Genomic DNA, 25137 nt, shown 5'->3' on the forward strand with positions numbered 1-25137 from the left:
GGTATCTAGCCAAGCCTTGGATGAGGCGCGGCGCTATGGGCTGGATGGCCCGATCAATCTCAAATCGTACCAACCACCCATATTTGGAGTATCCAAGTGGCAAACACTCTGACTGGCCTTATCCCGACGATGTACGAGGCACTCGATGTGGTGTCTCGCGAGCAGGTCGGCTTCATTCCCGCGGTGTCGCGCAACAGCTCGGGCGAGCGCGCTGCGCTGAACCAGTCGATCCTGATCCCGATCGCGCCCCCGGGCACCATGGCCGACAACACGCCGGCCGTCACCGCCCCGAACACGGGCGACTCGAACATCGGCAACGTGTCGATGACGATCAGCAAGTCCAAGCACGTGCCGATTCGCTGGAACGGCGAAGAGCAGACCGGCATGATCAATGCGGGCAGCTACGGCGGCGTGCTGATGAACCAGTTCGCGCAGGCTTTCCGCACGCTGTGCAACGCGATCGAGGTCGACCTGTTCACGACCACCTACCAGAACGCGTCTCGCGCCTACGGCACGCCGGGCACGGCGCCGTTTGGCACTGCCGGCGATCTGTCGGACATCGCCCAGCAACGCAAGATCCTGGACGATAACGGCGCGCCGCAGACCGACCTGCAACTGGTGCTGGGCTCGGCGGCGATCGCCAACCTGCGCGGCAAGCAGAACGTGCTGTTCAAGGTGAACGAAGCTGGTACCGATGACCTGCTGCGCCGCGGCATCATCGGCGAGCTGGAAGGCCAGATGCTGCACAACTCGAATGCCGTTCAGGCGGTGACGAAGGGTACGGGCGCGAGCTACACCACTGACACGGCCGGCTATGCGGTCGGTGCGACGGCGATCAACCTGATCACCGGTACCGGCACCGTGCTGGCCGGCGACACGGTGACCTTTGCGGGCGACACCAACAAGTATGTGGTGGTGTCGGGCACCGCTGCCCCGGGCGCGATCACGCTGGCGGCGCCCGGTCTGAAGCAGGCCATCGCCGCTTCGGCGACCGCGGTGACGGTGGGCGCAAGCGCAACGCCGAACGTTGGCTTCAGCCGCTCCGCAGTGCAGCTGATCACGCGCGCGCCGAAGATGCCGATCGGCCCCGATGGCAAGGCGATGGACATGGCCGACGACGTGGTGCAGATCACGGACCCCGTCTCGGGCCTGGTGTTTGACGTCGCTGTGTACCGCCAGTTCATGCAGCTGGTTTACCACGTGCGCCTGGCGTGGGGCACGCAGGCCATCAAGAGCAACCACATCGCCGTGCTGCTGGGCTAAACGCCGCGGGGCGGCGCTGTGCCGGCCGCCCCGGCTTCCAAAGGAATCATCATGCAATGCGAAACTGTCAAGGTGGTCTCCCCGGTGTCGGAGGGGAACCCGCTGGGCTTCATCGTCATCAACAAGTCCGACCTGACCAACGAGCACGAGCTGTTCGAGGCCAAGCGGCAGCCTGTCGCCGCGCGAATCGATCTCGATACGGCACTGGCCAGTCTGCCTGGCGAGTACACCGACGCGGAATATGTGGTGACGCAGATGCGTGCCCACTTCGGCGACATCTTCACTGCCGACGACGAAAGCAAGGTGCGCTCGCTGGTCAAGTCGAAGGACAAGAGTCCGTCCGACGGTCTGAACGTTGAGCAGCTCAAGGCAGCGCTGACCGAGAAGGGTATCGAGATCCCGGACGGCGCCAAGAAGGCGGACCTGCAGGCCCTGCTGGATGCCTCGGCTCAGGGGTAACCGATGCTGACAGACGCGCAACTGACCGATGTCCGGCGATTCATGGGCTACCCGCTCACCGGGCTGACGATGCCCATCACGGACTACCAGGACGTGGTCTACGGCACGTTCGGCATGGTTGTGATGTCGCTGCACCAGCGCCTGACGACCCTGTCCGCGAGCGAAGAGGCCGTTCTGATCAATACCTACCTGACGAACCTGGCCACGCTCGAGAGCGCCATTCCGGCGGTCAGCGACAACCTCGACACCGACCAGGCGGCAGTCTGGAAGCACAACGCACGCGAGCAGGCCGACCGGGACCGGTTGTTCGACTCGTGGCGCCGGCGCTTGTGCGAGTTCATCGGGTTCGCGCCTGGGCCGGTGTTGGGCCGCGGTGGGATTTCCATCGCAAGGGGATAGGAGAGCGCTGTGACAACGATCGCATGGGACGGAACGACGCTCGCCGCCGACCGCTGCTCTTGGTCCGGCGGCGTGCGCCGGCGCGTCCGCAAAATCTACCGGGTGAGGGCGCCTGGCGGCCGCGTGTTTCTCGTCGCCTTCTGCGGCAACGGCGATTTCGCCATGGCCATCCTGGCCTGGATGCGCGGCGGGGGCCGCCCCGACCCGGCGCACTTCGACGTCGACAAGACCAGCACCTGCGCCGTCGTCATCGGCGAGCGCGGCGGCGTGTGGCAGCTGTCTGGCGCGCTCTCCTACGGGTGCCGCATGCGGGAGCGGATCTTCGCCCAGGGCGCGGGCCACGAGTTCGCCTGGGGCGCGCTGGAGGCGGGCGCGACCGCGCGCCAGGCTGTTCTGATCGCGGCCAAGCGCAGCGACTATGCCGCGCTCGGTGTCGACTGCGTGAGGTTCTGATGGATGCAGCCAAACTCCAAGACCGCATCTATGCCGGCTATGCCAAGGCGGCCAAGCGGATCGGCTACGTCTACGACGTCTACCGGCCGGCCAGCGCGGCTGACCCGCTGACGGCCAAGGTGGCAAGCCTGAATGCTTCGTTCAGCGCGCAGGAATGGTCATACACGCGGCCCAACCTGCCGGACAAGCCGTACTGGTACTGCCTGCTCGACGGCCGCCAGACGCAGGTCGGCGACTACGTGGTGCGCGGGCCTGCTGCGCACTTCATCGCCGGCATGCAGCCCGAGCTGCCGATCCTGACGGTCGAGTGCAACGGCAAGGTCTGGCTGGCGCGGCCAGCTGCATCCGACGCCGTCGGCGATGTGGGCTATTCGGGCAGCTGCGGCCATGTCGACACGCCGGTGCTGGGCACGCCCGGTGGTCCGGGCTGGCCGGCGTCGATCCTGTTCGGTGGCCGCACCCGTCGGTATGAGCCGCTGCCAGCGTCCGCCGACGAGCATGGGTTCCAGGTCTTGCTGCCGTCCAGCATTCCCGTGGCGCTGCGCGCCGCTGACACGTTGACGGACGACCTTGGGCGCCGGTTCCTGGTGGTGGGCGCCGAGCGCACGGACCAGCTCTGGCGCATCGATGTGACTGAGGTGCATGCATGAAGATCGAGGCGTGCCGCGCGATGGTTGAGCGCGCAAAGAGTGACCAGGAACTGGCTGAGCTGATCGCGAAGATGCTGCACGAGGCGGACGCCGCGAAGGCGATGCTGCGGCGCGCCGGATATGGCGTGACAGGGATGGGCCTGCTCGCTACTCTCCACGAGGTGCTTGATGGCTGATCTATCCGACGCCTCGCGCGCGCTGGTGGCACTGGTCGCGCAGACCGCCTACCCAGGGGGCACCGGCCAGCCGTCCATCAGCGGGCAGCCAATCAAGGTCTACGCGGGCTGGCCGAACCCGGCGCAGCTGGCGGACGATATGGCCGCCGGGAAGGTGCACGTCAGCGTCTTCCCGCGCGCGGTGAAGCCCGTTGATAACGCGATTTCGAAGTGGCGGACCATCACCCCGCCGGTCCACACGGTCACGCTGACCGTGGCGGGGCAATCCGTCACGCTTGGCGGTGCGATGTCGACGCCGCAGAACCTGGTCGTGTTCGTCGAGGCGGTGCCCTATGTCTATTCGGCGCAGCCGGGCGACACCCTGGCAAGCGCGGCAACGGCGCTGGCGACGCTCATCGCTGCCGACTACCCTGGCACCACCAGCTCGGGACAGGTGATCACGATCGCCGGCACTCTGGTGACCACCAATGACGGCGTGAACGTCGTGCTGGCCGACGGCACGCCGGTCTACATACAGGGGCCGGTGCCGCCGGTGTTCTGCCGCGTCGGCGGCGCTGCCATACGGCTGCGAGAGGTGCGCCGGCAGGATCAGGAGTTCCTCATCACCGTCTGGGCGAACTGCTACGACGCGCGCGACCCGCTGGCCGGCGCGATCGACTCGGCGCTGGCCGGCATCAACCGGATCACGCTGCCCGATGGGTCGTTCGGGACGCTGCGCTCGCGCGCGCTGTCCAATTCGTGGGACGACCGTGGGCAAAAGGAGCGAATTTACCGCCGTGACCTGGCCTGCTGGATCGAGTACTCGACCACCGTGCAGGCGCAGCACTACGAGGTGACGCAGGGCCAGGTCGTTATCGAGAACGACGCGCCGGCCGTCATCAAAACCATCTACATGTGAGGCCCACCATGATTCTTCGCGTCATTTCGCCATTCAACGGCTACCAGATCGGCGACGAGATCACCGATGCTCAGGAAGTGGCCGCCGTCCTGGCGTCCGAGCAGTCGAACAACGTTGTCAAGGTGGCCGCCCCGCCGGCCAAGTCCAAATAACCCACATCGCATCAATGCGGGCCACCTGAGGGTGGCTCTTTTCGTTTCTGGAGCCATCCATGACCGTTGTTCAAGCAGGGCAGGTGAACCTGACGGCACAGCAGGTGCCTGGCGTCATCGTCGCCATCCAACCCCCGGGCCCGGCGCCCATCAACGGCGTGCCGAGCAACATCGGCGGAATCGTTGGCACGGCCACCTGGGGGCCGGTCGGCGTGCCCGTTCCAGTCTCCGACTATGCCGGTGGTGCTGCGGTGTTCGGCCCGATGCAGGCGCGCAAGTACGACCTGATGACGGTGCTCAACTGGGCCGGCATGCAGGGGAACGTTGGCGCTTTTGCGCTCGTGCGCGTGACCGACGGCACCGACGTGGCTGCCGCCGCGACCTTCAGTACGAACTTCGTGACCCTCACGTCGAAGTACACCGGTTCGCTGGGCAATAGCATCTCGGCGATCCTGGGCGCCGGCACCGCGGCCAGCACCACCAAGCTGACCATCACGCTGGCCGGCTACCAGCCGGAGGTCTACGACAACATCCCAGGGGCCGGCGCCACGCTGCGGGACAACATCGTCAAGGCCGTGAACTTCGGCAACAGCCAGTTTCGGGGACCGTCGACGATGTGCGTGGCCACCGCTGGTGCTGGTACCGCGCCCCCGACCCTGCCGGCCACCGTCTCGCTCATCGGTGGCACCGACGGGGCGGCCTCCATCACCGGTTCGATGCTGCTGGGCGCGGACACGGCGCCCCGCAAGGGCATGTACGCCCTGCGCAAGTCCGGGGCCAGCGTGATTGCGCTGGCCGACTGCGACGACTCGACGACCTGGTCGACGCAGGTTGCCTATGGCCTGGGCGAGGGGTCTTACATGCAGATGGTCGGGCCGGCAGGCGACACCATCGGCAATGCCGCGACGACGAAGGGAGCTGCCGGCATCGACACATACGCGGGCAAGGTGATCTTCGGCGACTGGGTGTACGTGAACGACACGACCATCAACCAAGTGCGCCTCATCTCTCCGCAAGCGTTCGCGCTGGGCCTGATGGTCAACCAGTCACCCGAGAAGAGCACGCTGAACAAGCAGTTGCAGGGCATCGTCGCTACCCAGCGGACCTACAACAACCAGCCTTACTCGACCGCCGAGCTGCTGCAGCTGGTGCAGGCCGGCATCGACGTGCTGACCAACCCGTCCCCGGGCGGCAAGTACTTTTCATTCGTGCTGGGCCTGAATTCGAGCAGCGACCAGGCATTGCGCGAAGACAGCTACACGCGCCTGACGAACTACATCGCGTACAGCATCGATGCCTGGGGCGGGAAGTTCACTGGTGAGCTGCAAGGCTTCGACGACGAGGACGATACCCGTTCGAATGCGTTTGCCGGGCTGGATCAGTTCATGTCGAACATGGCAGACGTGAGGCCCAAGATGATCGACGCCTACAAGGTCGTGCTCGACAGGACCAACAACCCTGACGCGCGTATCCGCGCGGGCTGGATGCAGGCAAACGTCCAGGCGCGCTACATGGCGGTCGTCCGCAACTTCCTGGTCAACCTGCAGGGCGGCCAGACCACCGTGATCGTGCAGTAAGCACCCGATAACACCGCCCGGCTCGCCGGGCTTCTCTCTTTCTGGAGAACAACATGCCGCAACAAGGGCTTTCCGTCGGGCGCGATACCACGCTGGTCATCCAGACCCCGACCGGTCCACTGCAGATCCCGAAGCTGACCACCTTCCGGAAGAAGCAGGACACCACGCAGGAACGCGTGAAGCTGATCACCGGCCTCTCTGTGCACCTACGCTTCTTTGATGGCTGGTCCGGCTCGTTTGGCGTCAACCGGGCTGGCCCGGAGATCGAGTCGTACTTCGACCAGCTCGAAACGGACTACTACTCGGGAATCAACGAGCAGCCGTGCCAGATCTACGAGACCGTCTCGGAACCGAGTGGCGCAATTTCGCAGTGGCGCTACGACGGGGTCGTGCTGTCGCTCGACGATGGCGGCGAGGCCGCTGGAGACGCCTCGGTCAAGCTCTCCCTAACATTCATGGCCTCGCGCCGCAAACGGATCGCCTGAACTCATGAGCACCCCAACCGTTACCCTTCGCCCTTCCGAAGAAGTCGTCGCGCGCGCCGCGGCGGAAACCACCGTGTCCGATTCGACAGGGCGCCAGATCACCCTCAAGAAGCCCGGCATCCTGGCGCAATTCCGCCTGGTCGAGGCCATGGGGCCCGAGGCAGCAGAGAACAGCGTCTACCGGTACATGTGCCTGCCGGTGCTTTACGTGGCCGCGATCGATGGCGAGCCGGTTCTGCCGCCCACCAGCAAGCTGGAACTCGAAGCGCTGATCCAGCGCCTGGACGAGGCCGGTATGGTGGCCGTGCAGCAGGGCATGGCCAGGATCGATGGCGCTGCCGGCGGCGGGGGCGCGGAAGCCGCAAAAAACTAGCGCGGGCCCCGGCGTTCAGGCAGGCCATGCTGCTGATCAAGAATGGCGTGCCGTACGACGTGGCCTTTTCCTACACGGCCGAAGAGCGCTTCGCAGCCTGCGTGGTGATGCGAGAGTTTGATGGCGAGAAGTTCGACTGGGAGGCGATGGCCTTCAGGGAGCGGGGATGAAGACATTTCGCAGTATGGCCGACTTCGCCAACCACTTGACGATACTTGCCGCCGAGGCCCCCGCCGTCACGCACCACGTGACGGAGAAGGGCGCGGAGCTGATCCAGAAGATCGCCAAGTCGGAGATCGCCCATTACCAGCCGGCCGTCGGCCCGTTCGCGAAGTGGGAAGAGCTGACCGCTGAAACCGAGTTCGACAAGATCCGGAAGGGCTATCCCGTTGACGCGCCATTGCTTCGCAATGGGCAGATGCGCGACAGCATCGAGACGACTGTGATCGGCAACGAGGCGGTGGTGGGTTCGAATGACCAGAAGATGGTCTGGCACGAACTCGGAACTCGGACGATTCCCCCGCGCGCCGTGCTAGGCCCGGCGGCTATCCGTGCCGGTAAAGACATTCAGGCGAGGTTTGGCCGGACTGTCGCTGCCTGGTTGGCGGGCCGGAGCTGGCGCAACCCGCGGCTCAAGTAGGCCGGAGATCGCGCCTGCGAGAGCGGGTAGGCCAACAAGCAGGATGGCAAGCGTCACGAAAACGCGACGCACACGGCGGTCTAGGCGCGCTTGCTGCTCTTCATCGCTCAGCACCAATTCTTGTCGCACGCCAGGGTATTGCATCCATGAAGTGTGCTCTGCTAGCCACTTGTGAATGCGGATCTTCAGCGAGTGCATGGGTTCGGCAACGGACTCTGGAATGATAAGTATAGGCCACCATGATCGACGTTTATAAGATCGGCGCCACCCTGGTCCTGAACGACCTCATCGCTCCGCAGCTGCTCAAACTCGCCTCCGAATTCCGGAAAGTCGACGCGCTGGCGGCCAACGTGAACCGGCATCTGGCCCAGATGGACAGCCACGTGGCAGGTATCCGCGGCATCGCACGCGCCAGCGGCACCATGGCGAACAACATGGGTCGGGCCAATACCGAGGCCGCACAGCTCGCGCGCAGCATGAATGCCGTGCACGCCGCTGGCGTCGCGGCCTCGCGGTCGGCCTTTATTGGGCAGTTCGGTCCAGGTGGTGGGGGTGGCGGGCGCCGGCCACCCGTTCCCCCTGGGCCGGTAGGCTTCAATCCAATTCCGCCGAGGCGCCAAGGCGCCGGTGGGGCTGGTGGCGCTGCCGGTGGCGGGGGCGGCTTTGGCGGGCACGGCGGTAACGTGCATGTCGGCTCGGGTGGTTTCGGGGTGGGCGCAGTCGGCATGGGGCTGCCCGGCGGCGCGCTGGCGCCTGTGGCGGCCGGCTTCGCGGGCCTGTACGTGACGAAGGCCCTGTACGACGCGGGCAAGGAATACCAGCTGGCCGCCGCTCGATTCAGGACCATGAACCTGGGCGATGAAGTCAACAAGGACGCGGACAAGTTTGCCCGCGGCACTAAGGTCTTCGGCACGTCCAGCGCCACGCTGATGGAAACCCTTCGGGAATCCGTGGGCATGTTCGGCAATCTGGATGTTGCCAAGCAGGTCGCGCCGACGCTGGCGGCCCTGAACGCAGCCAACTCCGTGCTGTTCAGCGGCAAGGTGGGCAGCCTTGACGAGGGGGCGGTGCGCGCGGTCATGCGCTTCAACGACATGCGCGGCCTGACCAACAACAAGGAAGAGTTCATGCGCGGGCTGGATCTTGCCCAGCGCATGGTGACCGGCTCTGGCGGTGCGCTCAAGTTCACCGACCTGGAGGCCATGGCCAAGACGGGCGGCGCGGCGTTCAAGGGGCTGAGTGACCAGGGGATCATGAACCTGGCCACGCTAGCCCAAGAGCAGGGCGGTTCTCGCACCGGTACGGCGCTGATGTCGATGTATCAGAACCTGGTCGCCGGGCGCACGCCGAAGAAGACCATGGCCGCGCTCGCTGACGCCGGCCTGGCCGAGCTCACCGAGGTGACTAGCGGCAGCGTGGGTGGGAAGACCATCAAGTCGATGGCGCTGAAGAACATCGTCGACGAGAAGATGCTGCGCGAGGATCCTGCGCAATGGCTGATGACCTACGCCACTGGTGCTGCGAAGAAGGCCGGCGCCAAATCCGATTCCGAGGTGATCGCCTTTGTGAACCAAATTCTTTCGAACCGGCAGGGGTCGAACATGGGCGCCAACTTTACTACGCAGCAGGCGCAGGCACTGCGCGATGCGAAGCTGGTGAAGAATGCCAAGGGTGTCGAGGGCACGATCAAGGAAGCGAAGGAAACTGCGCCAGGCGCCGAGGCGGACTTTATCGCCGCGTGGGAATCAATGAAGTCAGAGATGGGTAAAGGCATTCTGCCCACGGTCACCAAGCTGCTGAACACAGGCGCCGACTTCTTCCGTTCGGTGAACGACTGGGGGCAGAAGAACGCTGGGCTGAGCGAGAAGCTTCAGGCCGCGGGCAGTCCGTTCTCTCTCGATCCGCGTGCCATCGGCACCGGCGGGGCGATCGGCTGGGGCTATCGGGCGATAAAGGCGTACCTCTCACCCGATGTCAGCGACCAGAACGACCGCCGACTGGCCAAGGCGGATCCAATCGGCACCCCTGCGCCGCAGATGGTCCAGGTAAATACTGCGATCAAGCTGGACAGTCGGGTGCTGGCCGAAGCCACCAGCTTCCACCAAGCCCGGGACCTCGCTCGACCCCAGACCGGCCCCGGCACCTTCGACACCGGCATGGGCATGCGCCCGCCAGCACTGAGATAAGCCATGACCGACTTTGTCATGCAGCTCGGCGACTTCCAGTTTGATCGCGAAGAGGTCCCCGAGAAGATCCCGTTTGGTGGCGAGCAGCAGCTGGCGGTCCACCGTCTGGTGGGCGGCGTGAAGGTCGTGGACGCCATGGGCGCGTTTTCTGCGCCACCAGAGTGGTCGGGCTGGTTGCGCGGTCCGAAGGCGTTGGCGCGCGCGCGGGCGCTCGATGGGATGCGGGTGGCGGGGGCGCCGGTGGTCCTCAAATGGTCTGAGCTGGTGTACGCCGTGCTGGTCCGGGAATTCCGGGCGGACTTCGAGCGCTTCTACCAGATCCCGTACCACATCACTTGCGAGGTGGTGGAAGACCTCACACTCTCCACCGCCGGCAAGGGCGGTCCCAGCATCGATAGTCTGATCAACGGAGACATCGCCTCGGCCGACAGCCTGGTCTCGGGTATCGGCAATATCTCGCTGTCGAGCATCATGGGCACCGTGAAGAACGCCGTCAGCAACGTGTCGAGCTTCGCCAACGCGGCGCAGTCCACATTAAATAGTGTGCTGCAGCCGATCGCGGCCCTGCGCAATGAGGCGCAGAGCATCGTCGCGCAGGTGAACAACACGCTGGTCAACGTGACCACGCTCGGCGGCATCCTGCCGAACAACCCCATTGCACGCCAGGTGCAGACGATTTCGGGCCAGATCCTGGCGGCGCAGCAGCTGCCGGCGCTGATCCAACTCGATCGCGTCATGGGCCGGGTGCAGTTGAACGTCGGATCGATCTACGCCAGCGCGAAGCAGGTCACTGTAGCCGGCGGCAACCTTATGGACATGGCCGCCAAAGAGTGGGGCGACGCCATGGCCTGGACGGGGCTGGCGAAGGCCAACCCGCAACTCGGCGGGGATCCGCAACTGCCGCCCTCGGTCCAGACGGTGACGATTCCGCCTTCCAAGGACCAGGTTGGCGGACTGGTGAACTCATGAGCCTGAACGAACTCCCTGTGCAGGCCACTTCCCGGCAGCCGCGCGGCATCGTCAAGGTCGCCGGCGTGCGCGTGGATGCCTGGATCGACTGGTCAGTGGACAACAACACGTTCTACCAGGCCGACACGTTCCGCGTGTCGTTCGCGGTGACCGCGCTGCCCGCCGAGACCAACGCGGCGTGGTTTGCGGCTCAGAAGGAAGCGTTCGTCGAGATCTTTGCCGGCTTCCCGGGCGATCCGTCCAACTTCAGCGAGTCCGACCTGCAAAGCCTTATTTATGGACGGGTGGACGACCTTGACTATGACCCGGTCGCTACCACCCTGGTGCTGACCGGGCGCGACCTGACAGCGGCGTTCATCGACGCCAAGACGTCCATGCAGTACCAGAACCTGACTTCGTCGGAGATCGCAATCCAGCTGGCACAGGCGCACGGCCTGACGCCAGTCGTGGCAGCGACGACGACAAAGGCCGGCAGCCTGTATGCCTATGACCACGTGCGAATGGTCGACCAGCGCAGCGAGTGGGACTTGCTCACGTGGTTGGCGTCGGAAGAGGGGTTCATCTGCTACGTGAAGGGGCAGGAGCTGCATTTCGAGCCGCGGCAGGAAGACACGCTGCCAGTGGTGCCAGAGGACAAGGCCGCCCTACAGAAGGAGTTCGATGAGGTGTCGGCAGCGTGGCGGGCCGAGCAGGAGAAGGCGAAGGCCTTGAACAAGGCGGCGCTGGCCGATTCCGATGCGAAGGATGCCGCGGTGGCCGCTGGCGACGATGCAGCGGCCGCAGCCGCGCAGCAAGCGGGGCTGGCAAAGGTGGCAGAGGCGACCGCAACCCTGGATAGGGCGCGCGGGCTGTACAAGAAGCGCTACCACGACCTGAACGAGCAACTCAGCGGCATCTCGTCCGCGCCAGTGGGTGGGCCTTCCAACGTCTATGAGCTGCGCTGGGTTGTGGATGGCCAAGGGAACCCTTCGGCCAACGTGCGGGATCTGCGGCTTTCGCGAAGCCTGACGGTTGCGAAGGGCGTCACAGTGGTGGTGCGGTCCTGGCACTTGAAGCCGGGTAACAGGATCACGGCCTATTACCCGAGCCGCGGCAAGACAATCCAACCGGGCAAGGCGTCGCCCTTTGGAAACCAGCAGATCTACACGATCAACCGCGGCGGCCTGGATCAGGACCGGGCCAACAAGCTTGCCGAGAAGACGCACCGCGAGATCACGCAGCACGAGATGAAGTTGCGCGCGCGGCTGCCGGCCGACAACGTGCTGACGCAGACCACCCTGGTGCGCCTGAACGGCACCGGGACCGCCTTCGATCAGGACTACTACGTGGACGGCATCACGCGCCAGATGAGCCTGGAAGAGGGCTACGTGATGGACATCTCGGCCAAGAACCACAATCCCGACTCGGTGCCGCCCCTATGATGCAGCGCTTTCGCAACCAGATGGCCCTTGCTGCCGAGCTGGCGCAGGCCGGGCGGGCGGAATGCTGCGTCGGCATCGTCACCAGCTACGACCCCAGTAACGCTTCAGCAAAGGTCCGCCTGGAACCCGCCGACCCGGACTTCCCCGACCGTACCCTGACAGGCTGGCTGCCTGTCGCCTCGCCATGGGTCGGCAATACCTGGGGCCTGGACGCGCCGCCCAGCCCTGGYGACCAGGTTGAGGTGAAGTTCTTTGGGGGCGAAATCGAGACTGGCTACGTGTGCGGGCGGCTGTACAGCGACGCGGCGCGGCCACCCGGCGCGCCGTCCGGCGAGTTCTGGATCGTCCATCAATCCGGGTCGGCGCTGCGGTTCAAGAACGACGGCACCGTCGAGGTGGTGGCTCAGACCACGGCCAAGTACACCGCCCAGTTGCACCACTTCGTCGGGCCCGTGCAGATGGACAACACGCTGCTGGTCGAACAGACCATCACCGGGCAGGGCGGCATGGACATCTCGGGGGACAACGGTTCGGGCGCCACCTCGACGGTGACCGGCAACCTGGACACCACCGGCACCATCCACAACAACGGCGTCGACATCGGCAGCACGCACCGCCATAGCAACGGCAACGGCGGCGCCAACACAGGCACACCGGTATGACCCAGCAGCTTCTCAACGACGTCGACCACTGGGTCGGGAACGACCTTGGCGTCTCGCCGACCGGCGATCTCGGACAGGCCAGCGGTGACACGCGCACACAGCAACGCATCGTGCGCCGATTGGTCACCAACCCAGGCGAGTACATCTTCCACCCCGAATACGGTGCGGGCCTGCCGGCCAAGATTGGCCAGAACGCCGATCTGCCTGCGCTGCGCGCGCTCATCCGCGGCCAGGTCCTGATGGAAGACGCGGTTGCCCGGCAGCCCGAGCCCGAGGTGGACCTGCAGCAGATCAATTCCGGCTTCGCCGTGACCGTCCGGTACACCAGCGCGACCACGCGCAAGCCGGTAACCCTCAGCTTTGACGTGAACCGCTGACATGGCCATTTCCACGAAGGACTTCACCACGCTGGTGCGCGAGAGCGTGACGGCCATTCAGGGCTATGCGAGCGTCCTGCTCGATCTCACGATCGGGTCGATCCTGCGTGCGGTTGTGGAGGCGAACGCCGCGGTGACGGTCTGGCTCGAAAGCCTAATCATGCAGGTCCTGGCGATCACGCGTGCGGCTACGTCCAGCGGTGCCGACCTGGACAGCTGGGTGGCCGACTTCGGCGTGAGCCGGCTGCCGGCCACCTACGCGACCGGGCAAGTCACATTCTCTCGCTTCACCGCGACGCAGCAGGCCGTGGTGCCGGTCGGCGCCACAGTCCAGACGGGCGACGGCACGCAGCAGTACGCTGTCGTCGCCGACACGACCAATCCGGCCTACAGCGCCACGCTGGGCGGCTTTGTGTTGGTGGCGGGCACGCCTAGCGTGAGTGTGCCCGTCCTGGCGGTGCTGGCCGGCGCGGCCGGCAACGCTGTAATCGGGGCGGTCTCGGTGATTGCCGGGGCGATTTCGGGCGTGGATACCGTCACGAACGGCGCCAGCTTTGCCAACGGCGCTGACGCTGAATCGGACCCAGCCTTGCGCACGCGCTTCATCGCTTACATCCGCAGCCTGTCCAAGGCCACAAAGGACGCCGTAGGCTACGCCATCACGTCCCTCAAGCAGGGCGTCACGTACGCGCTGGTCGAGAACCAGACGTACGCCGGCGCGGTGCAGATGGGTTACTTCTATGTGGTGGTAGATGACGGCACCGGCGCGCCCGGCAGCACGTTCCTCGCCACCGTGGCGAACGCGATCGACGCAGTGCGGCCGCTGTGTAGCAGCTTCGGTGTGTTCGCGCCGGCGCTGGTGAATGCCTCGGTGGCGATGACGTGCACGGTTGGTGCCGGCTACGACGGCGCTGCCACGCGGCAGCTCGTTGCGACGGCCCTGGCGAACTACATCAACGCGCTGCCGCGCGACGTGGTGGCGCAGACCATGACGCTGCCCTATAGCCGGCTGGCACAGGTGGCCTATGATGCCTCGCCGGGGGTCACCAACGTGACGGGCGTTACTCTGAATGGCGGCACGGCTGACCTGGTGGCCACGGCCAAGCAGACTGTCAAGGCCTCTACGATCTCGGTGGCATAAATGGCAGTCGGCGATCAAAACGATGTCCACCGCCGGCTGCGGGGCTACCTGCCGCGCTGGTTCCCCGATGAGAGTCAATCCCCAGTCATTACCGGCCTGCTGCAGGGTCTGGCCTACACCAGCGCCTTTATCTACAGCCTGCTGAGCTACGCCCGCCTGCAGACGCGAATCAAGTCCGCCACCGACGGCTGGCTCGACATGATCGCAGCTGACTTCTTCGGCTCGGCGCTGCTGCGCGCGGCAAACCAGTCGGATGACTCGTTTCGGGCGCGGATCCTGATCAACCTGTTCCGCGAGCGAGCGACGCGCGCGGGCCTGATCCGGGTACTGCAGGACCTGACGGGCCGCACGCCGGTGGTGATCGAGCCGACGCGGCCGGCGGACACTGGCGCATACGGCGGTCCTCTGATCGGGTACGGCGTGGCCGGGGCGTACGGCTCGATGCTGATGCCATTCCAGGCCTTCGTGACAGCGTTTCGCCCGGCCGGCACGGGGATTCCAGTCATTGCCGGCTACGGCATCTCGACCGGGGGCTATTCGCAGGCCTCCCGCGCCGCCTACGCCTCTCTCTCAATGATCCAGGGGGGCGTGACCGACGCAGACATCTACGCCGCGATCGACAGCGTCAAGCCGGTGGCCACGATCGTGTGGACGCGGATCAGCAGCTAACCCTACCTTCACAGCTTTGCTTTGCGGCGCCTACGGGCGCCGCTCTCATTTCCGGAGCCTAAATGGACCGCCAGATCGTCTACCCCGGCCAGATCCCCCTCGAGACGGATCTGCTCAACACCAACAAGTACGCCATGGTCGCGCTGGCCAAGATGGCCGCTGCGATGCTGGGTACCGCCACCGTGGTGAGTGGCCTCGGCTGCGTGCCGACCGGCCCGGCCTCGTTGCAGGTCGTCGTGAACCCCGGGGAGATCTACAGCCTTGCCAACATCGACGCGACGGCCTACTCGTCGCTGCCGGCGGACACCGCGCACAGCATCCTGAAGCAGGGCATTTCCCTCGACCCCGTCACGCTGAGCTGCCCCGCGCCGGCCACCGCCGGCCAGAGCGTGAACTACCTGATCCAAGCGGCATATCAGGACTCGGATACCGGCCTGATCACGCTGCCGTACTACAACGCCAGCAACCCCACGCAGGCCTGGTCCGGCCCGGGCGGCAGCGGCGCCCAGCAGGCAACCGCACGCAAGGGCATCGTTAGCATCCAGGTGAAGGCCGGCGTGGCGGCCACCACTGGCACGCAGACGACGCCCGCGCCGGATGCAGGCTACTCTGGCCTGTGGGTGGTGACGGTCGCCAACGGCCAGACCACCATCACGTCGACCAGCATCGCCCAAGCGCCCAACGCGCCAATCCTGCCGGCGGACCTGCTGCATGCGATCCAGCAGAATGCGCTGACGACGGCAGTGGACACCGGCACGGCCAATGCCTATGCCGTCAGCTACTCGCCGCCGATCACCACGCTGACCGACGGAATGGTGCTGTGGTTCAAGGCCAAGACGGCAAACAATGGCGCCTCGACGCTGAACGTCAACGGCTTGGGCGCGCAGCCGATGGTCGGTGGCGCGCACAGCGCGCTGCAGGGCGGCGAGATCGTCGCCGGCGGCAAGGCTCAGGTCGTCTGGCGCGCGGACATCAGTTCGTTTGTGCTACTGGAATGCACCGGTGGCGCGCTGCAGGTTGCGCCTGCGACACAGCCACAGCATGCGGTGCAGCTCACCCAGGCGTCCGGTATCGTGGGGTCGGCGCGCAACGCCCAGATGCTGGTCGCAGCCGCGTCCTCGACGGCCACGTTCACAGCCGACGAGCTGATTGTCGAATCGGCGCTCGGTGGGGCACGATACTGCCTCGCCGGGGTCAATCAGACGATCAACCTGGCCACCACCGGCGCAGGCGGCATGGACGGCGGGACCCCGCCCGCCAATGGCTACGTGGGGATCTACGAGATCTACAACCCTACCACCAACAGCCGTGCGCTTTTGGGGCGCGATGCGACTAGCGTGCTGCTGCCTGATGTCTATGGTGGCGCAAACATGCCAGCCGGCTACACGGCGTCGGCGCTTGTTGCCGTGTGGCCGACCGACGGCGCCGGGAAGTTGGTCTCGGCAAGCATGATCGGTCGTAGGGTTCTGATCCCCACGACGGGGGTTCTCAGTTCCAGCGCTCAACAGGCATCGCTCACGCCGCTGTCCCTTGCGGGGGCGGTCCCGAAGAATGCAAGGCATGTCAGGGGCTGGTTAAGCGCCCTATGCAATACCGTCGGAACGGCGCAGAACATGTCCCTTTCAAGCGCCGCCTCGGCGTTGGGGTCGGCATACTTCGGCGCCGCCGCCTCGTTGGCCGGCGTGAGCACCATTGGCATGGTGGAGATCGACATCGTTGTCCCCCAGACGGTCTACTACACGGCGCAGACTACAGGCGGCATCGCGACGTTCAGCATTTCCGTTATGGCATACGATTTCTAACGAGAGGCGTGCGATGAAAGACATTTGCGTGCAGTTTTTGGACGCATCGGAAGCCACGGTGGTCTCCGTGTTTGGTGCCCCGCAGGACCCGGCCGCATGGTCGAACTTGGGCCGGGTTCCGAGTGATGATCCGAGGTATGCCGCCTATTACGACTCGCTTCCCGAGATGTCGCGGCAGTTCATGGTCGCGTCTGGCGCCTGAGTTGTGCCGGTGGTTCTCTACGGCACCAAGCCGAGCGGCGCCGTTAGCGTGAGGGTTTAGAATGCGAAGGGATAAAGATCCAAGCAATTCGGGGAAGGAAATTGGACAAAAGCAGAAGACGGCTCATAGCCAGCATCTGGGGTGCTAGCTTGCTAGTCGGCGGCGTTGGCATTCGGTCGCTAAGTGTCAATCGCTTGCATCGAGTGCGCCCGGTCGGATTTGAGTACGTGCCGGGAAGCATTCTCGGATGCGCTGGGCCTGGCCGCGCTCGGCATGACATCGATCTGCAGGCGCTCTTCGACCAGCGGTTCAGGTCCGAACAGGGGGCGACGGAGGTATGGGTGGACCCCGTCAACGGCTCTGACTCCAACAAGGGCGGCCAGAGCCACCCCTACCGGTCAGTCGGCGCGGCTATGACAAACACTCCGTCGCTAGGCTGTATTTGGCTCAAGCCAGGCACGTATACGGATCGACTTGATCTTCGCGCTTCGCAAAACATGATAGGCAATGGGTCGATTGCGCGTGCGGTGCACATCAAGGCTTGGGGCGGTCCTGGCTCAGTGACGTGGCGCGCGCCAGGCGCCCAGCCGGGTCAGATGGAGTGGCACAGCGGCTACCCTACATCGACGCTCTTTGATGCGGTGCCGCCGGGTGGCGAATTCGTGTCGCACATCGTTTTCCACGAGCAGGACCGCGAAGTACAACTGCAGTGGTACGCGACGGCGGCCGAAGTCAACGCCGTTGGATCAGGCTGGAGCCAGAACCCCAGCACCAAACGAATCTACCTGCGGCACGAGAACCGGGATTTCACCAAGACGGCTGAGCTCGGCCGGGTCGAGATCATGTATGAGCGCCCGGCTGACCATCTGATCTACGGCGCCAAGCTCTACTTGGAGGGCATTGCGATACGGGGCGACAATCAGCTCTCCGTAATCCCCCAGAATGGCATCCGCCCCATCGTGTACGCAAAGGACTGCCGCCTTCAGTATCTGGGGTACCACAACCTACAGGTGAAAGGTGGCGAGATCTACCTGCAGAACTGCCTCACCGAACGCAGTCTCAACGGGGATGGGCTCAACTACAACGATGATGATGCCGGGCGATCATCAGAAGTTGTCGAGATCGATTGCATTGGCCGGCTGAACGGCGTCATCCAGTATCGCAAGTTCACTGGCGTACGGAACTGTCAGGGAAGTAGCGGCCACGGCAGCACCAGGGTGTGCAGGATCAACGGGGTCTATGAGGGGAACTACGGGCAGAACATCGCTGACACTGGCCACGGCAGTAAGACGTGGATGGTTGGCTCCAAGCTAGGAAATGCATCCAGCGTTCTTTCGCCTCAGCCCACACCCGCGCGCTTTTACGCCAATCTATGGACTGAGGGCGATGCGTGGCTAGACCACGTACAGGCGGTTGGCGCAATGTCCCCATACGGGCTCTGGATCGAGAATGGGTCTGCTCGCTTGTACCGATGCCCACTCTCGGGGACTGCGGCCGCCATTGGCGGCCGTGTCAAGCCGACGGAGTACAACCCGGCCGTGCCCATGCAATAGCGAGCGCCGACCTGACAGCGCCAGTTGCGCGGTTCCGGCCGTTGGGGCTCGCCTATGGCAAAGCCCCCTGGTCGGCCAGGTGTTGGGCTACGAAGGTTGCCCCCTCTGTGGTCAGGTGCCCGTAGTCCCAGCTCAGCAGCGCATCGGGTTCATTCGGGACATGCGTCAGGCAGCCACCTGTTGTGCAGAGGTACTGCACGATGGAGACGAACCGGACGCCCTCCGAACCCATCGCCTTCTTCATTTGAGCGTCGACGGTGAAGGAGGTCGGGTCCAGATTGGTCGCGAGCCGCTCTGGAATCCTGCGCGCGGGATAGCTTTGCTTCCAGTCCTGGTAGACCAGCTTGGGCAGCATATCCTTCCAGCGCGGCGCTGGCCCAAGGACGACTATCTGTTTGATGCCGGCGCTCTTGAGCGCTGTGATTGCCGCGTGTAGACCTTGCCGCGCGGGCGAATCGACGTCCCAGTTGTCCTGGTAGTGGTTCCACACGGCAAAGAGAATCACCATCTGTGGCTGTGTGCGCCGGATTGTCGCGAGCGCGTATTCGTTGCTTCGGGCGCAGGATTCATACCTGAAGTTCAGGATTGGGGGGCACGAATCACGTGTGAATTGTGATATGGCGTAGTCATCGCCGAGAAGCTTGCGCAAGCCGGGATAGAGCCGCGCAGCGTGCGAGTCGCCCCAGACGAAAATCGAGCGGCCACCGGGCACCTGCGGTGCCTGTATGCATTCTTCGCTGAACCCATCGAATGCATTCTCGGCAGCCAGCCAGCACTTGGAAGTGCGCGCGTCGATCGCGTAGTTGTACTTGAAGTCCGCAATGTGCCTCACCTCTTCCGGGAACCGCGATGGGATACCGTCGTGGGCGAACGTGATGTAGCCCACGCAACCGGCCAGCGCCGCCGTTCCGCACAGTCCAGCCAGCTTTGCGCGACTGCGGCCGCCGAAACGGAGGGGGCTTTCCACCAGCCGATACGTCAGCCAAGCCAGCGCGACGCTGGCGAGTACCGCGGCGATGCGCATTGTGATGGGTGGCGTGCCGAGCTCAAGGATGCGTGCAAAAGACAGAAGGGGCCAGTGCCACAGGTAGAGCGGAAAGCTGATGGCGCCGAACCACAGCATCGGCTTGGCGGACAGGATCTTTCGGTTCAGCCATGCATTGGGCCCGGCGTCGATCAGCAGATACGTGCCAAGCGTGGGCAGCAACGCCCACCAGCCGGGGAACGCTACGTCTTGCTTCAGCAGCACAATTGTGAGGCCGACTAAGAGCGCGCCCAGGATTGACTTCGCGTTTCCGTGCCCAGGGAAGAATGAGCCCTTGTTGAGGTGCTGGTACGCCAGCAGCGTGCCAATCAGCAGTTCCCATATGCGGCTCAGCGGAGAGTAGAAGGCGGCCGTTGGGTCACTGTGAATCGTCAGTATGTTGAGTGCAAAAGACGCAGCGCAGACCACGGTGATCGGGATCAGCGCATTCACGCGGGCGCGCCAGCACAGCCAGAGAATCAAAGGCCAGAAGATGTAGAACTGTTCTTCGATGCCGAGGGACCAGAGGTGCAGAAGCGGCTTCACCTCGGCGGCCGGGTCGAAGTAGCCGGCTTCGCTCCATAGGGCGAAGTTAGACACGAATCCGGCACCCGATGCCAAATGCTTGCCAAGTTCTTTGAGCTCGGCGGGCATAAGGCTAGACCAGCCGAACGCGAAGCACGCTATCAGCACTAGCGTCAGCGCTGGGAAAATGCGGCGTATGCGCCTGGCATAGAAGTGCGAAAAACGGAACGTGCCGGTGGCAACGCCTTGCAGGATGATTTTCCCAATCAGGTAGCCGGAAATGACGAAGAAGATGTCAACCCCAACGAATCCCCCGCGAAGCGCTTGGGGGAAAGCGTGGAACAGCACGATAGAGCAAGCGGCGACGGCACGAAGCCCATCAATGTCTGCGCGGTAATCCTTATGGCTCTGTGGGGTGCTGAGTACGGGGCCCGGCGTACTGGCTTCGATGCGCATTTTTCTGGCAGTGGTTTCTAGTTTTGAGCCGAGATTCTACGGCAGAACCGGCCCGCCTCCGGCTACAAGTGCCTGCATGATCTATTGGGCACCACCGTCAATCCTTCGTTGTTTGAACTCACGGCCACCTTCGGGTGGCTTTTTTCATGCCCGCCGTGCGCGGGTTGAAAAGGCAAAAAAAAAACCGGATTGTGCGGGGTGCCCATTCCGGTTTCGCGCAGCGTGCGCATAAGTGGTGCAGCAACGCTGCGTGCTGCCAATTTAAACATATGAAGATCTGATATAGGAGTTGCCTAATTCTCTTGTTGTTGTCGGCCAACGCTTAGAAATATTCAGGGGCGGACCAAGTGCATGCCTCTTCATTCCACGTGCGGTCTTCCGCGCACAAAGCCACCTTCGGGTGGCTTCTTCATTTCCGGGGTCACAAATGTCCGAACCAATCAGCGGCGGTGCCGCAGCCGGCGCGGCGGGCGCCGCTGCTTTCAAAGCCTTCGGCGGCCCAGCGGCGGTCGCCGCTGGCGCATCCGGTCTTGCCGCTCTTGTAGTGATGATGATGATGACTCCACGAAGCCCAAGAGAGTGGGCGGTAGGGCTGATCTCTACCGTCGTTTCCAGCGTGGCCGGCGGCGCGGCCGTCGTGCAGAAGTTCGGGCTGCAGGCCTGGACGCACGACTACATCGGTCTGGTGGCGCTGTTCGGCGTCGTATTTGCCTGCGGCCTGCCAGGCTGGGCCATCGTGCGCTGGCTGTTCAACTTCATCGAGCGTCGGCGCGACAAGGACCTGGCCGAGGTGGCGGGGGAAGTGCGTGACGCGGTGACGGGGGGCAATCATGGTTGATGCTCTGGTCATCGCCGCGCGGCTGCGCCCCTGTTGATTGAGCGCAGCGATGAGCGTCGCGAGCTGCGGCGTGTGCTTGCCGCTGGCGTCAAACTACTGACTATAGGCACGATCTATGAGGGCGGCGAGTGGGATGCCGCTGGCAACGTGCTCACGCCGCCGGTGGCCGTGCCCGGCTGGCACGTGAACCTGCGGCTGGAGCGCCCGTTGACCGCCGGCGAGGCGGCGGCGCAGGGGAGCATTGTCGTCGCGCCTGAGCCGGGGTCGCCGTATCGGGTGTGGGCTTGATGCAGGCAGCGTGCCGGACGGTAGTTACCTACCGATCACCGATATGAATCAGCCACTCGTCGCCGAATGGGCCAGGGGCGTATAGCCAGGATCCACGCACAGATTAGCGGCCCTAGGGCGGGAAAGATTGCGAGAAAAGCGATCGACGTTGGCAGATGTGTCCGCGCAAAGATCCGGCGAAGAGGGAAGATCCAGAGCAACTGGAAAGCGAAGAGGCAGGCGAGTTGAGTCATATCGGCAACTGAGGCTATCGAATCTGGGGCCGTGGACGGCCCTGGGGCCACGCTACATCCCAAAGTGTCCGAGGTCGGCGGCTCGAATGATGCGCCGATTGCTCGGAAATCGCTCCCCTCCAACGGGGGATATTCTGAGCGTCCTAGCATCTCAAGATCAGAGGCACCAGATCATTCACAGCCCGCCGCGCGCGGGCTTTTTCTATTTCGGAGTCCGCATGGACCTACAAATCTTCCGGGCTGCCGCTGGCCTATCGCCGGCGCTCGCCGCGCGCTGGTGGCCACAGGTCGAACCCGCGCTGTTCGAGTTCGGGATCCTGTCGCCGGCTCGCGTGGCCGCGTGGATCGCGCAGACCGGCCACGAGTCGCTGGGCTTCTCGCTGACCCGTGAGCTGTGGGGGCCAACGCCGGTCCAGATGCGCTACGAGCGCGACCTGTCGGCGCCGTGGCCGCCGGCGAACAAGACTAGCCGCAATCAGAAGCCATTCGAGCTCGGCAACATCCAGCCCGGGGACGGCAAGCGCTTCATGGGCCGTGGCCTCATCCAGATCACGGGGCGCGCGAACTACCGGGCATGCGGCGCCGCCCTCGGTTTCGACCTGGAGGCCACGCCGGCCATGCTCGAGGGCGACGCGTTGGCCGCGCGCTCGGCATGCTGGTTCTGGGCCAGCCGCAACCTGAACCGCTTTGCCGATGCCGGTGACTTCGTGGGGCTGACGCGGGCCATCAACGGCGGGATCAACGGTATCGCCGAGAGGCGCGCCTTCTGGGCGAAGGCCAAAACAATACTGGGGGTCGCATGAGCGCGCTATCGAAGGTCTTGCAGGACTCGCCCGGCAATGGGCTCTCCTTCTGGTGCCCGGGCTGCGGCACTTCCCACACGATTCAGCATGGCGACGGGCCTGGCCCACGTTGGGGCTGGAACGGCGATGTCGAGCGCCCGACCTTCACGCCGTCTGTGCTGGTGCGAACTGGTCATCACGTCCAGGGCTACGACGGCGGCGGGTGCTGGTGCGACTTCAACGCCGAACTGAAGGCCAAGGGCGAGGAGCCGTGCGCCTTCAATTGCGAGGTGTGTCACAGCTTCGTGACCGACGGCCGCATCCAGTTCCTGGGCGACTGCACGCATGCGCTAGCCGGCCAGACGGTGCCACTGGCCGAATTCCCTGAGGGTTGGGGCTGCTGACTCCCAGCCAAGTTTTCTCTCAGTCTTCCAAGTTTTCTCTCATGCCAGCCGCCTTTGGGCGGTTTTTTGTTTTTGAGGCCCCTATGGCTGTCACCGATACCCACGAAGAGAAAGAGGCCCTGGCCGTCGACGTACTGCTGCCCGGGCACGAGGCGCGCACCACCACACCGCTCTTCCTGCATTCCAAGAAGGCGCTGATCGAGCGCGAGGGCGGGCGCTGCTTCATCTGCGGCGAGACGGCAGAAGAGAGCGGCCATCCGCTCGAGGCGCACCACCATCCCATCGAGCGCTCGCTGGCCAACATGATCGACTGGGCCAGCGTGGCCGAATTCGCGCGCGCCGGCGCGCTGGGCCCGCACGCCGCCGCGTTTGACTGGGACGCCTTCGACACGGCCGACCCGTACACCTTCGTGGACGACATGACGGTCAACGGCCTGCTGCTCTGCAAGGCCCACCACACCGGCAAGGACGAGGGCATCCACGACATGCCGTTCCCGCTCTGGATCGCCCAGAAGTACGCGCGGGAAGGGTACCAATTCACGCCCACGGAGGTGATTCACCATGCTGATTCTTGATTCTATCGGGGCGGCCGTCAAAGCCGTCTTCGCCACGCCCGAGCGAATCTTCTTTGCTGCGGTGCTGGTGGTGCTGGCGCTGGCGGGCGGCTCGGTCTGGGTCTATCGCGGTGAGCGGGATTCGGCGCGCGCGGAGCTCGTGCAGGCAAAGGCCGATCTGGGCAAGGCCACGGAAGCCAACAAGGCGCTGGCTGGCTCGGTGGCCACCCAGAACGCCGCGGTGGCAACGATCGAGGCGCAGGCCAAGATCCGCGCCTATGCCGCCGCGAAGGCCGATGCCGAAGCGCAGGCCGCCCAGTCCAAGTACACGCTGCTGGCCGGCAAGATCCAGGCTCAGGTGCCGGGCTCGGACCAGTGCGCATCGCTGCACGGGCTGCGGCAGACCTTCACGACCGAGCGGGGGAAGCTATGAAGTGGCAACTTGCGAAATTTCGGAATTTCGCGGCGTTGGCTGCACGCAGGAATATTTTGGGAATATTCTGCGCCGCGCTTTGTAGTCTCGCCGGCTGCGCCGCCGGGCCGCAGGTGATCGAGAAGCCGGTGGAGGTGAGGGTGCCGGTGGCCGTGCCGTGCAAGACCGCCGAGATCCCCGAGCCAGACTGGCCGCTGGCGAGGGTGCCAGAGACGGCCAGCGACTTTGAGTGGTACCGCGCCGCGCTCGCGGAGCTGCTGCTGCGCGGGGGGTATGAGGTCCGGTTGAAGGCAGCGGTGGCGGCCTGCCAATGAGTTCGCCGATGGTCTACGATCAAATTCCGATCACCACGTCGGAGACCATCATGAGGATGTCAAAGCATATTGCCTGCCGTGCCGGCCAGCCGGCGCCTGCAAATCCAAACTGGCCGAGCCGGACCGGCAGCCCATCTGGGGGCGGGCGAGGCAACAACCCGCCTAGCAAGGGGAAGTAGGTGGAGACAGGCGGGGGCAATTCGGCGGCTTCTGCCCGCGGCTCGCGCGGCGCCGCGGCAGCGTCCATCAATTCGGGCAGTTAGGGGTGCAGGATCGTGGGGCGCCGTGTTAGGTTCCGGACGCGCCGGCGGCGGCCGACTATGACGCGTGGCAGGAGTGGGTTATGGGGTCGGTGCTGGGCGCGCTGGGGAATTGCGCTGCGCGGCACCGAGCGACGGTGGAGGCGTGGCCGAAGTAGCCATATGTCGTCACGGTCAGAAGAAAGAAGGGTGTAGGCAGCATGGGCCTGTCGCCTACACCCCAATGAATAGCGACCGGGGTCAATTCAATCGCCGTACCGGAGTATGTCGTGTTGTAGTAGTTTCAGTAGCCCCGCTGATGGGGGGGCGCCTAAAAGGAAGGGAAATGCCTTGCCGAGCCCGATTGGGACGGCAAGGCGAAGGCACGCAACGGCCAGAGAGATCCCGCTCGCGCAGCACGAATCCTGTTTGAGATACGGCAAAGCAACAGTTTGGTAGCGCACACTTGGACGCTTTGTGCCGACGTCTGCATAAAGGGGGCGCTAGGCGCTGGTGGAGGTGCGGCAGCGCAGCGTATGA

The 25137-nt window shown here is 64.6% G+C and carries 31 protein-coding genes; 30 read left to right on the plus strand and 1 reads right to left on the minus strand.

What is annotated here, in order from left to right:
• Positions 1 to 96: 96 nt before the first annotated feature.
• The 23 genes from AB4061_RS00690 (at position 97) to AB4061_RS00800 (ending at position 18507) form a co-directional block, all read left to right on the plus strand.
• Positions 97 to 1263 carry a P22 coat - protein 5 family protein gene (locus AB4061_RS00690; RefSeq protein ID WP_416048953.1) on the plus strand — a complete coding sequence of 389 codons (1167 nt, stop codon included), beginning with the start codon at positions 97 to 99 and terminating at the stop codon, positions 1261 to 1263.
• A gap of 51 nt (positions 1264 to 1314) precedes the next feature.
• Positions 1315 to 1722, plus strand: a complete 408-nt coding sequence (locus AB4061_RS00695) for a HeH/LEM domain-containing protein (protein ID WP_441630001.1) — start codon at positions 1315 to 1317, stop codon at positions 1720 to 1722.
• Between the two features lie 3 nt (positions 1723 to 1725).
• A complete protein-coding gene (locus AB4061_RS00700) occupies positions 1726 to 2121 on the plus strand; it encodes a hypothetical protein (RefSeq protein ID WP_441630003.1) in 396 nt (131 codons plus the stop codon).
• Positions 2122 to 2130: 9 nt separating this feature from the next.
• Positions 2131 to 2574 (plus strand): hypothetical protein, encoded by a 444-nt coding sequence (locus tag AB4061_RS00705; RefSeq protein ID WP_441630004.1) that lies wholly within the window; start codon positions 2131 to 2133, stop codon positions 2572 to 2574.
• Positions 2574 to 3224, plus strand: coding sequence for a hypothetical protein (locus AB4061_RS00710; protein ID WP_441630005.1), 651 nt, complete (start codon positions 2574 to 2576; stop codon positions 3222 to 3224). Before AB4061_RS00705 ends, AB4061_RS00710 begins: the two co-directional genes overlap by 1 nt.
• Entirely contained in the window at positions 3221 to 3400 is a 180-nt protein-coding gene (locus AB4061_RS00715) for a hypothetical protein (RefSeq protein WP_441630007.1), read from the plus strand. Before AB4061_RS00710 ends, AB4061_RS00715 begins: the two co-directional genes overlap by 4 nt.
• Positions 3393 to 4298 (plus strand): hypothetical protein, encoded by a 906-nt coding sequence (locus AB4061_RS00720; protein WP_441630009.1) that lies wholly within the window; start codon positions 3393 to 3395, stop codon positions 4296 to 4298. The genes AB4061_RS00715 and AB4061_RS00720 overlap by 8 nt, the downstream gene beginning before the upstream one ends.
• Positions 4299 to 4306: 8 nt before the next feature.
• Positions 4307 to 4450, plus strand: coding sequence for a hypothetical protein (locus AB4061_RS00725; RefSeq protein ID WP_416048947.1), 144 nt, complete (start codon positions 4307 to 4309; stop codon positions 4448 to 4450).
• Positions 4451 to 4509: 59 nt separating this feature from the next.
• Positions 4510 to 6027, plus strand: coding sequence for a phage tail protein (locus AB4061_RS00730; protein WP_441630011.1), 1518 nt, complete (start codon positions 4510 to 4512; stop codon positions 6025 to 6027).
• 53 nt (positions 6028 to 6080) lie between these two features.
• The gene (locus AB4061_RS00735; RefSeq protein ID WP_441630013.1) at positions 6081 to 6512 is read left to right on the plus strand and encodes a hypothetical protein; all 432 of its coding nucleotides are present in this window, start codon (positions 6081 to 6083) and stop codon (positions 6510 to 6512) included.
• Between the two features lie 4 nt (positions 6513 to 6516).
• A complete protein-coding gene (locus AB4061_RS00740; protein WP_441630015.1) occupies positions 6517 to 6885 on the plus strand; it encodes a hypothetical protein in 369 nt (122 codons plus the stop codon).
• Between the two features lie 26 nt (positions 6886 to 6911).
• Positions 6912 to 7055: a hypothetical protein gene (locus AB4061_RS00745; RefSeq protein WP_441630017.1), complete on the plus strand. Its 144-nt coding sequence runs from the start codon at positions 6912 to 6914 to the stop codon at positions 7053 to 7055.
• Positions 7052 to 7525 carry a hypothetical protein gene (locus AB4061_RS00750; RefSeq protein ID WP_441630019.1) on the plus strand — a complete coding sequence of 158 codons (474 nt, stop codon included), beginning with the start codon at positions 7052 to 7054 and terminating at the stop codon, positions 7523 to 7525. Before AB4061_RS00745 ends, AB4061_RS00750 begins: the two co-directional genes overlap by 4 nt.
• Positions 7526 to 7764: 239 nt before the next feature.
• Positions 7765 to 9711, plus strand: a complete 1947-nt coding sequence (locus tag AB4061_RS00755; RefSeq protein ID WP_441630021.1) for a hypothetical protein — start codon at positions 7765 to 7767, stop codon at positions 9709 to 9711.
• A gap of 3 nt (positions 9712 to 9714) precedes the next feature.
• On the plus strand, positions 9715 to 10680 hold the full coding sequence (locus AB4061_RS00760) for a hypothetical protein (protein ID WP_441630023.1): 966 nt from the start codon (positions 9715 to 9717) through the stop codon (positions 10678 to 10680).
• A complete protein-coding gene (locus AB4061_RS00765) occupies positions 10677 to 12101 on the plus strand; it encodes a hypothetical protein (protein ID WP_441630025.1) in 1425 nt (474 codons plus the stop codon). The genes AB4061_RS00760 and AB4061_RS00765 overlap by 4 nt, the downstream gene beginning before the upstream one ends.
• Positions 12098 to 12763, plus strand: a complete 666-nt coding sequence (locus tag AB4061_RS00770; RefSeq protein ID WP_441630027.1) for a phage baseplate assembly protein V — start codon at positions 12098 to 12100, stop codon at positions 12761 to 12763. The genes AB4061_RS00765 and AB4061_RS00770 overlap by 4 nt, the downstream gene beginning before the upstream one ends.
• Positions 12760 to 13140, plus strand: a complete 381-nt coding sequence (locus tag AB4061_RS00775) for a phage tail protein (protein WP_441630029.1) — start codon at positions 12760 to 12762, stop codon at positions 13138 to 13140. Before AB4061_RS00770 ends, AB4061_RS00775 begins: the two co-directional genes overlap by 4 nt.
• 1 nt (position 13141) lies before the next feature.
• Positions 13142 to 14281 carry a baseplate J/gp47 family protein gene (locus AB4061_RS00780; RefSeq protein WP_441630031.1) on the plus strand — a complete coding sequence of 380 codons (1140 nt, stop codon included), beginning with the start codon at positions 13142 to 13144 and terminating at the stop codon, positions 14279 to 14281.
• Positions 14282 to 14950, plus strand: a complete 669-nt coding sequence (locus AB4061_RS00785) for a hypothetical protein (RefSeq protein WP_441630033.1) — start codon at positions 14282 to 14284, stop codon at positions 14948 to 14950.
• Between the two features lie 62 nt (positions 14951 to 15012).
• Positions 15013 to 16752, plus strand: a complete 1740-nt coding sequence (locus tag AB4061_RS00790) for a hypothetical protein (RefSeq protein ID WP_441630035.1) — start codon at positions 15013 to 15015, stop codon at positions 16750 to 16752.
• Between the two features lie 13 nt (positions 16753 to 16765).
• On the plus strand, positions 16766 to 16954 hold the full coding sequence (locus AB4061_RS00795) for a hypothetical protein (RefSeq protein WP_416048933.1): 189 nt from the start codon (positions 16766 to 16768) through the stop codon (positions 16952 to 16954).
• A 341-nt stretch (positions 16955 to 17295) separates the two neighbouring features.
• Positions 17296 to 18507: a hypothetical protein gene (locus AB4061_RS00800; protein ID WP_441630037.1), complete on the plus strand. Its 1212-nt coding sequence runs from the start codon at positions 17296 to 17298 to the stop codon at positions 18505 to 18507.
• Positions 18508 to 18559: 52 nt separating this feature from the next.
• Here AB4061_RS00800 and AB4061_RS00805 read toward each other — a convergent pair whose 3' ends face one another.
• A complete protein-coding gene (locus AB4061_RS00805; RefSeq protein WP_441630038.1) occupies positions 18560 to 20512 on the minus strand; it encodes an acyltransferase family protein in 1953 nt (650 codons plus the stop codon).
• Between the two features lie 427 nt (positions 20513 to 20939).
• Here AB4061_RS00805 and AB4061_RS00810 point away from each other — a divergent pair, with 427 nt between their 5' ends.
• The 7 genes from AB4061_RS00810 (at position 20940) to AB4061_RS00840 (ending at position 24358) form a co-directional block, all read left to right on the plus strand.
• The gene (locus AB4061_RS00810) at positions 20940 to 21350 is read left to right on the plus strand and encodes a hypothetical protein (protein ID WP_416048930.1); all 411 of its coding nucleotides are present in this window, start codon (positions 20940 to 20942) and stop codon (positions 21348 to 21350) included.
• 33 nt (positions 21351 to 21383) lie between these two features.
• Complete coding sequence (locus AB4061_RS00815; protein WP_441630040.1) at positions 21384 to 21638, plus strand: hypothetical protein; 255 nt, start codon at positions 21384 to 21386, stop codon at positions 21636 to 21638.
• 451 nt (positions 21639 to 22089) lie between these two features.
• The gene (locus AB4061_RS00820; protein ID WP_441630042.1) at positions 22090 to 22674 is read left to right on the plus strand and encodes a glycoside hydrolase family 19 protein; all 585 of its coding nucleotides are present in this window, start codon (positions 22090 to 22092) and stop codon (positions 22672 to 22674) included.
• The gene (locus tag AB4061_RS00825) at positions 22671 to 23057 is read left to right on the plus strand and encodes a DUF6527 family protein (protein WP_441630044.1); all 387 of its coding nucleotides are present in this window, start codon (positions 22671 to 22673) and stop codon (positions 23055 to 23057) included. Before AB4061_RS00820 ends, AB4061_RS00825 begins: the two co-directional genes overlap by 4 nt.
• A gap of 83 nt (positions 23058 to 23140) precedes the next feature.
• Positions 23141 to 23632, plus strand: a complete 492-nt coding sequence (locus tag AB4061_RS00830; RefSeq protein WP_441630046.1) for a hypothetical protein — start codon at positions 23141 to 23143, stop codon at positions 23630 to 23632.
• Positions 23619 to 24044 (plus strand): hypothetical protein, encoded by a 426-nt coding sequence (locus AB4061_RS00835; protein ID WP_441630047.1) that lies wholly within the window; start codon positions 23619 to 23621, stop codon positions 24042 to 24044. Before AB4061_RS00830 ends, AB4061_RS00835 begins: the two co-directional genes overlap by 14 nt.
• Positions 24041 to 24358, plus strand: a complete 318-nt coding sequence (locus AB4061_RS00840; RefSeq protein WP_441630049.1) for a hypothetical protein — start codon at positions 24041 to 24043, stop codon at positions 24356 to 24358. The genes AB4061_RS00835 and AB4061_RS00840 overlap by 4 nt, the downstream gene beginning before the upstream one ends.
• Positions 24359 to 25137 lie beyond the last annotated feature (779 nt).

It is taken from the genome of Cupriavidus sp. YAF13 (assembly GCF_052113425.1).
GTDB lineage: Bacteria > Pseudomonadota > Gammaproteobacteria > Burkholderiales > Burkholderiaceae > Cupriavidus.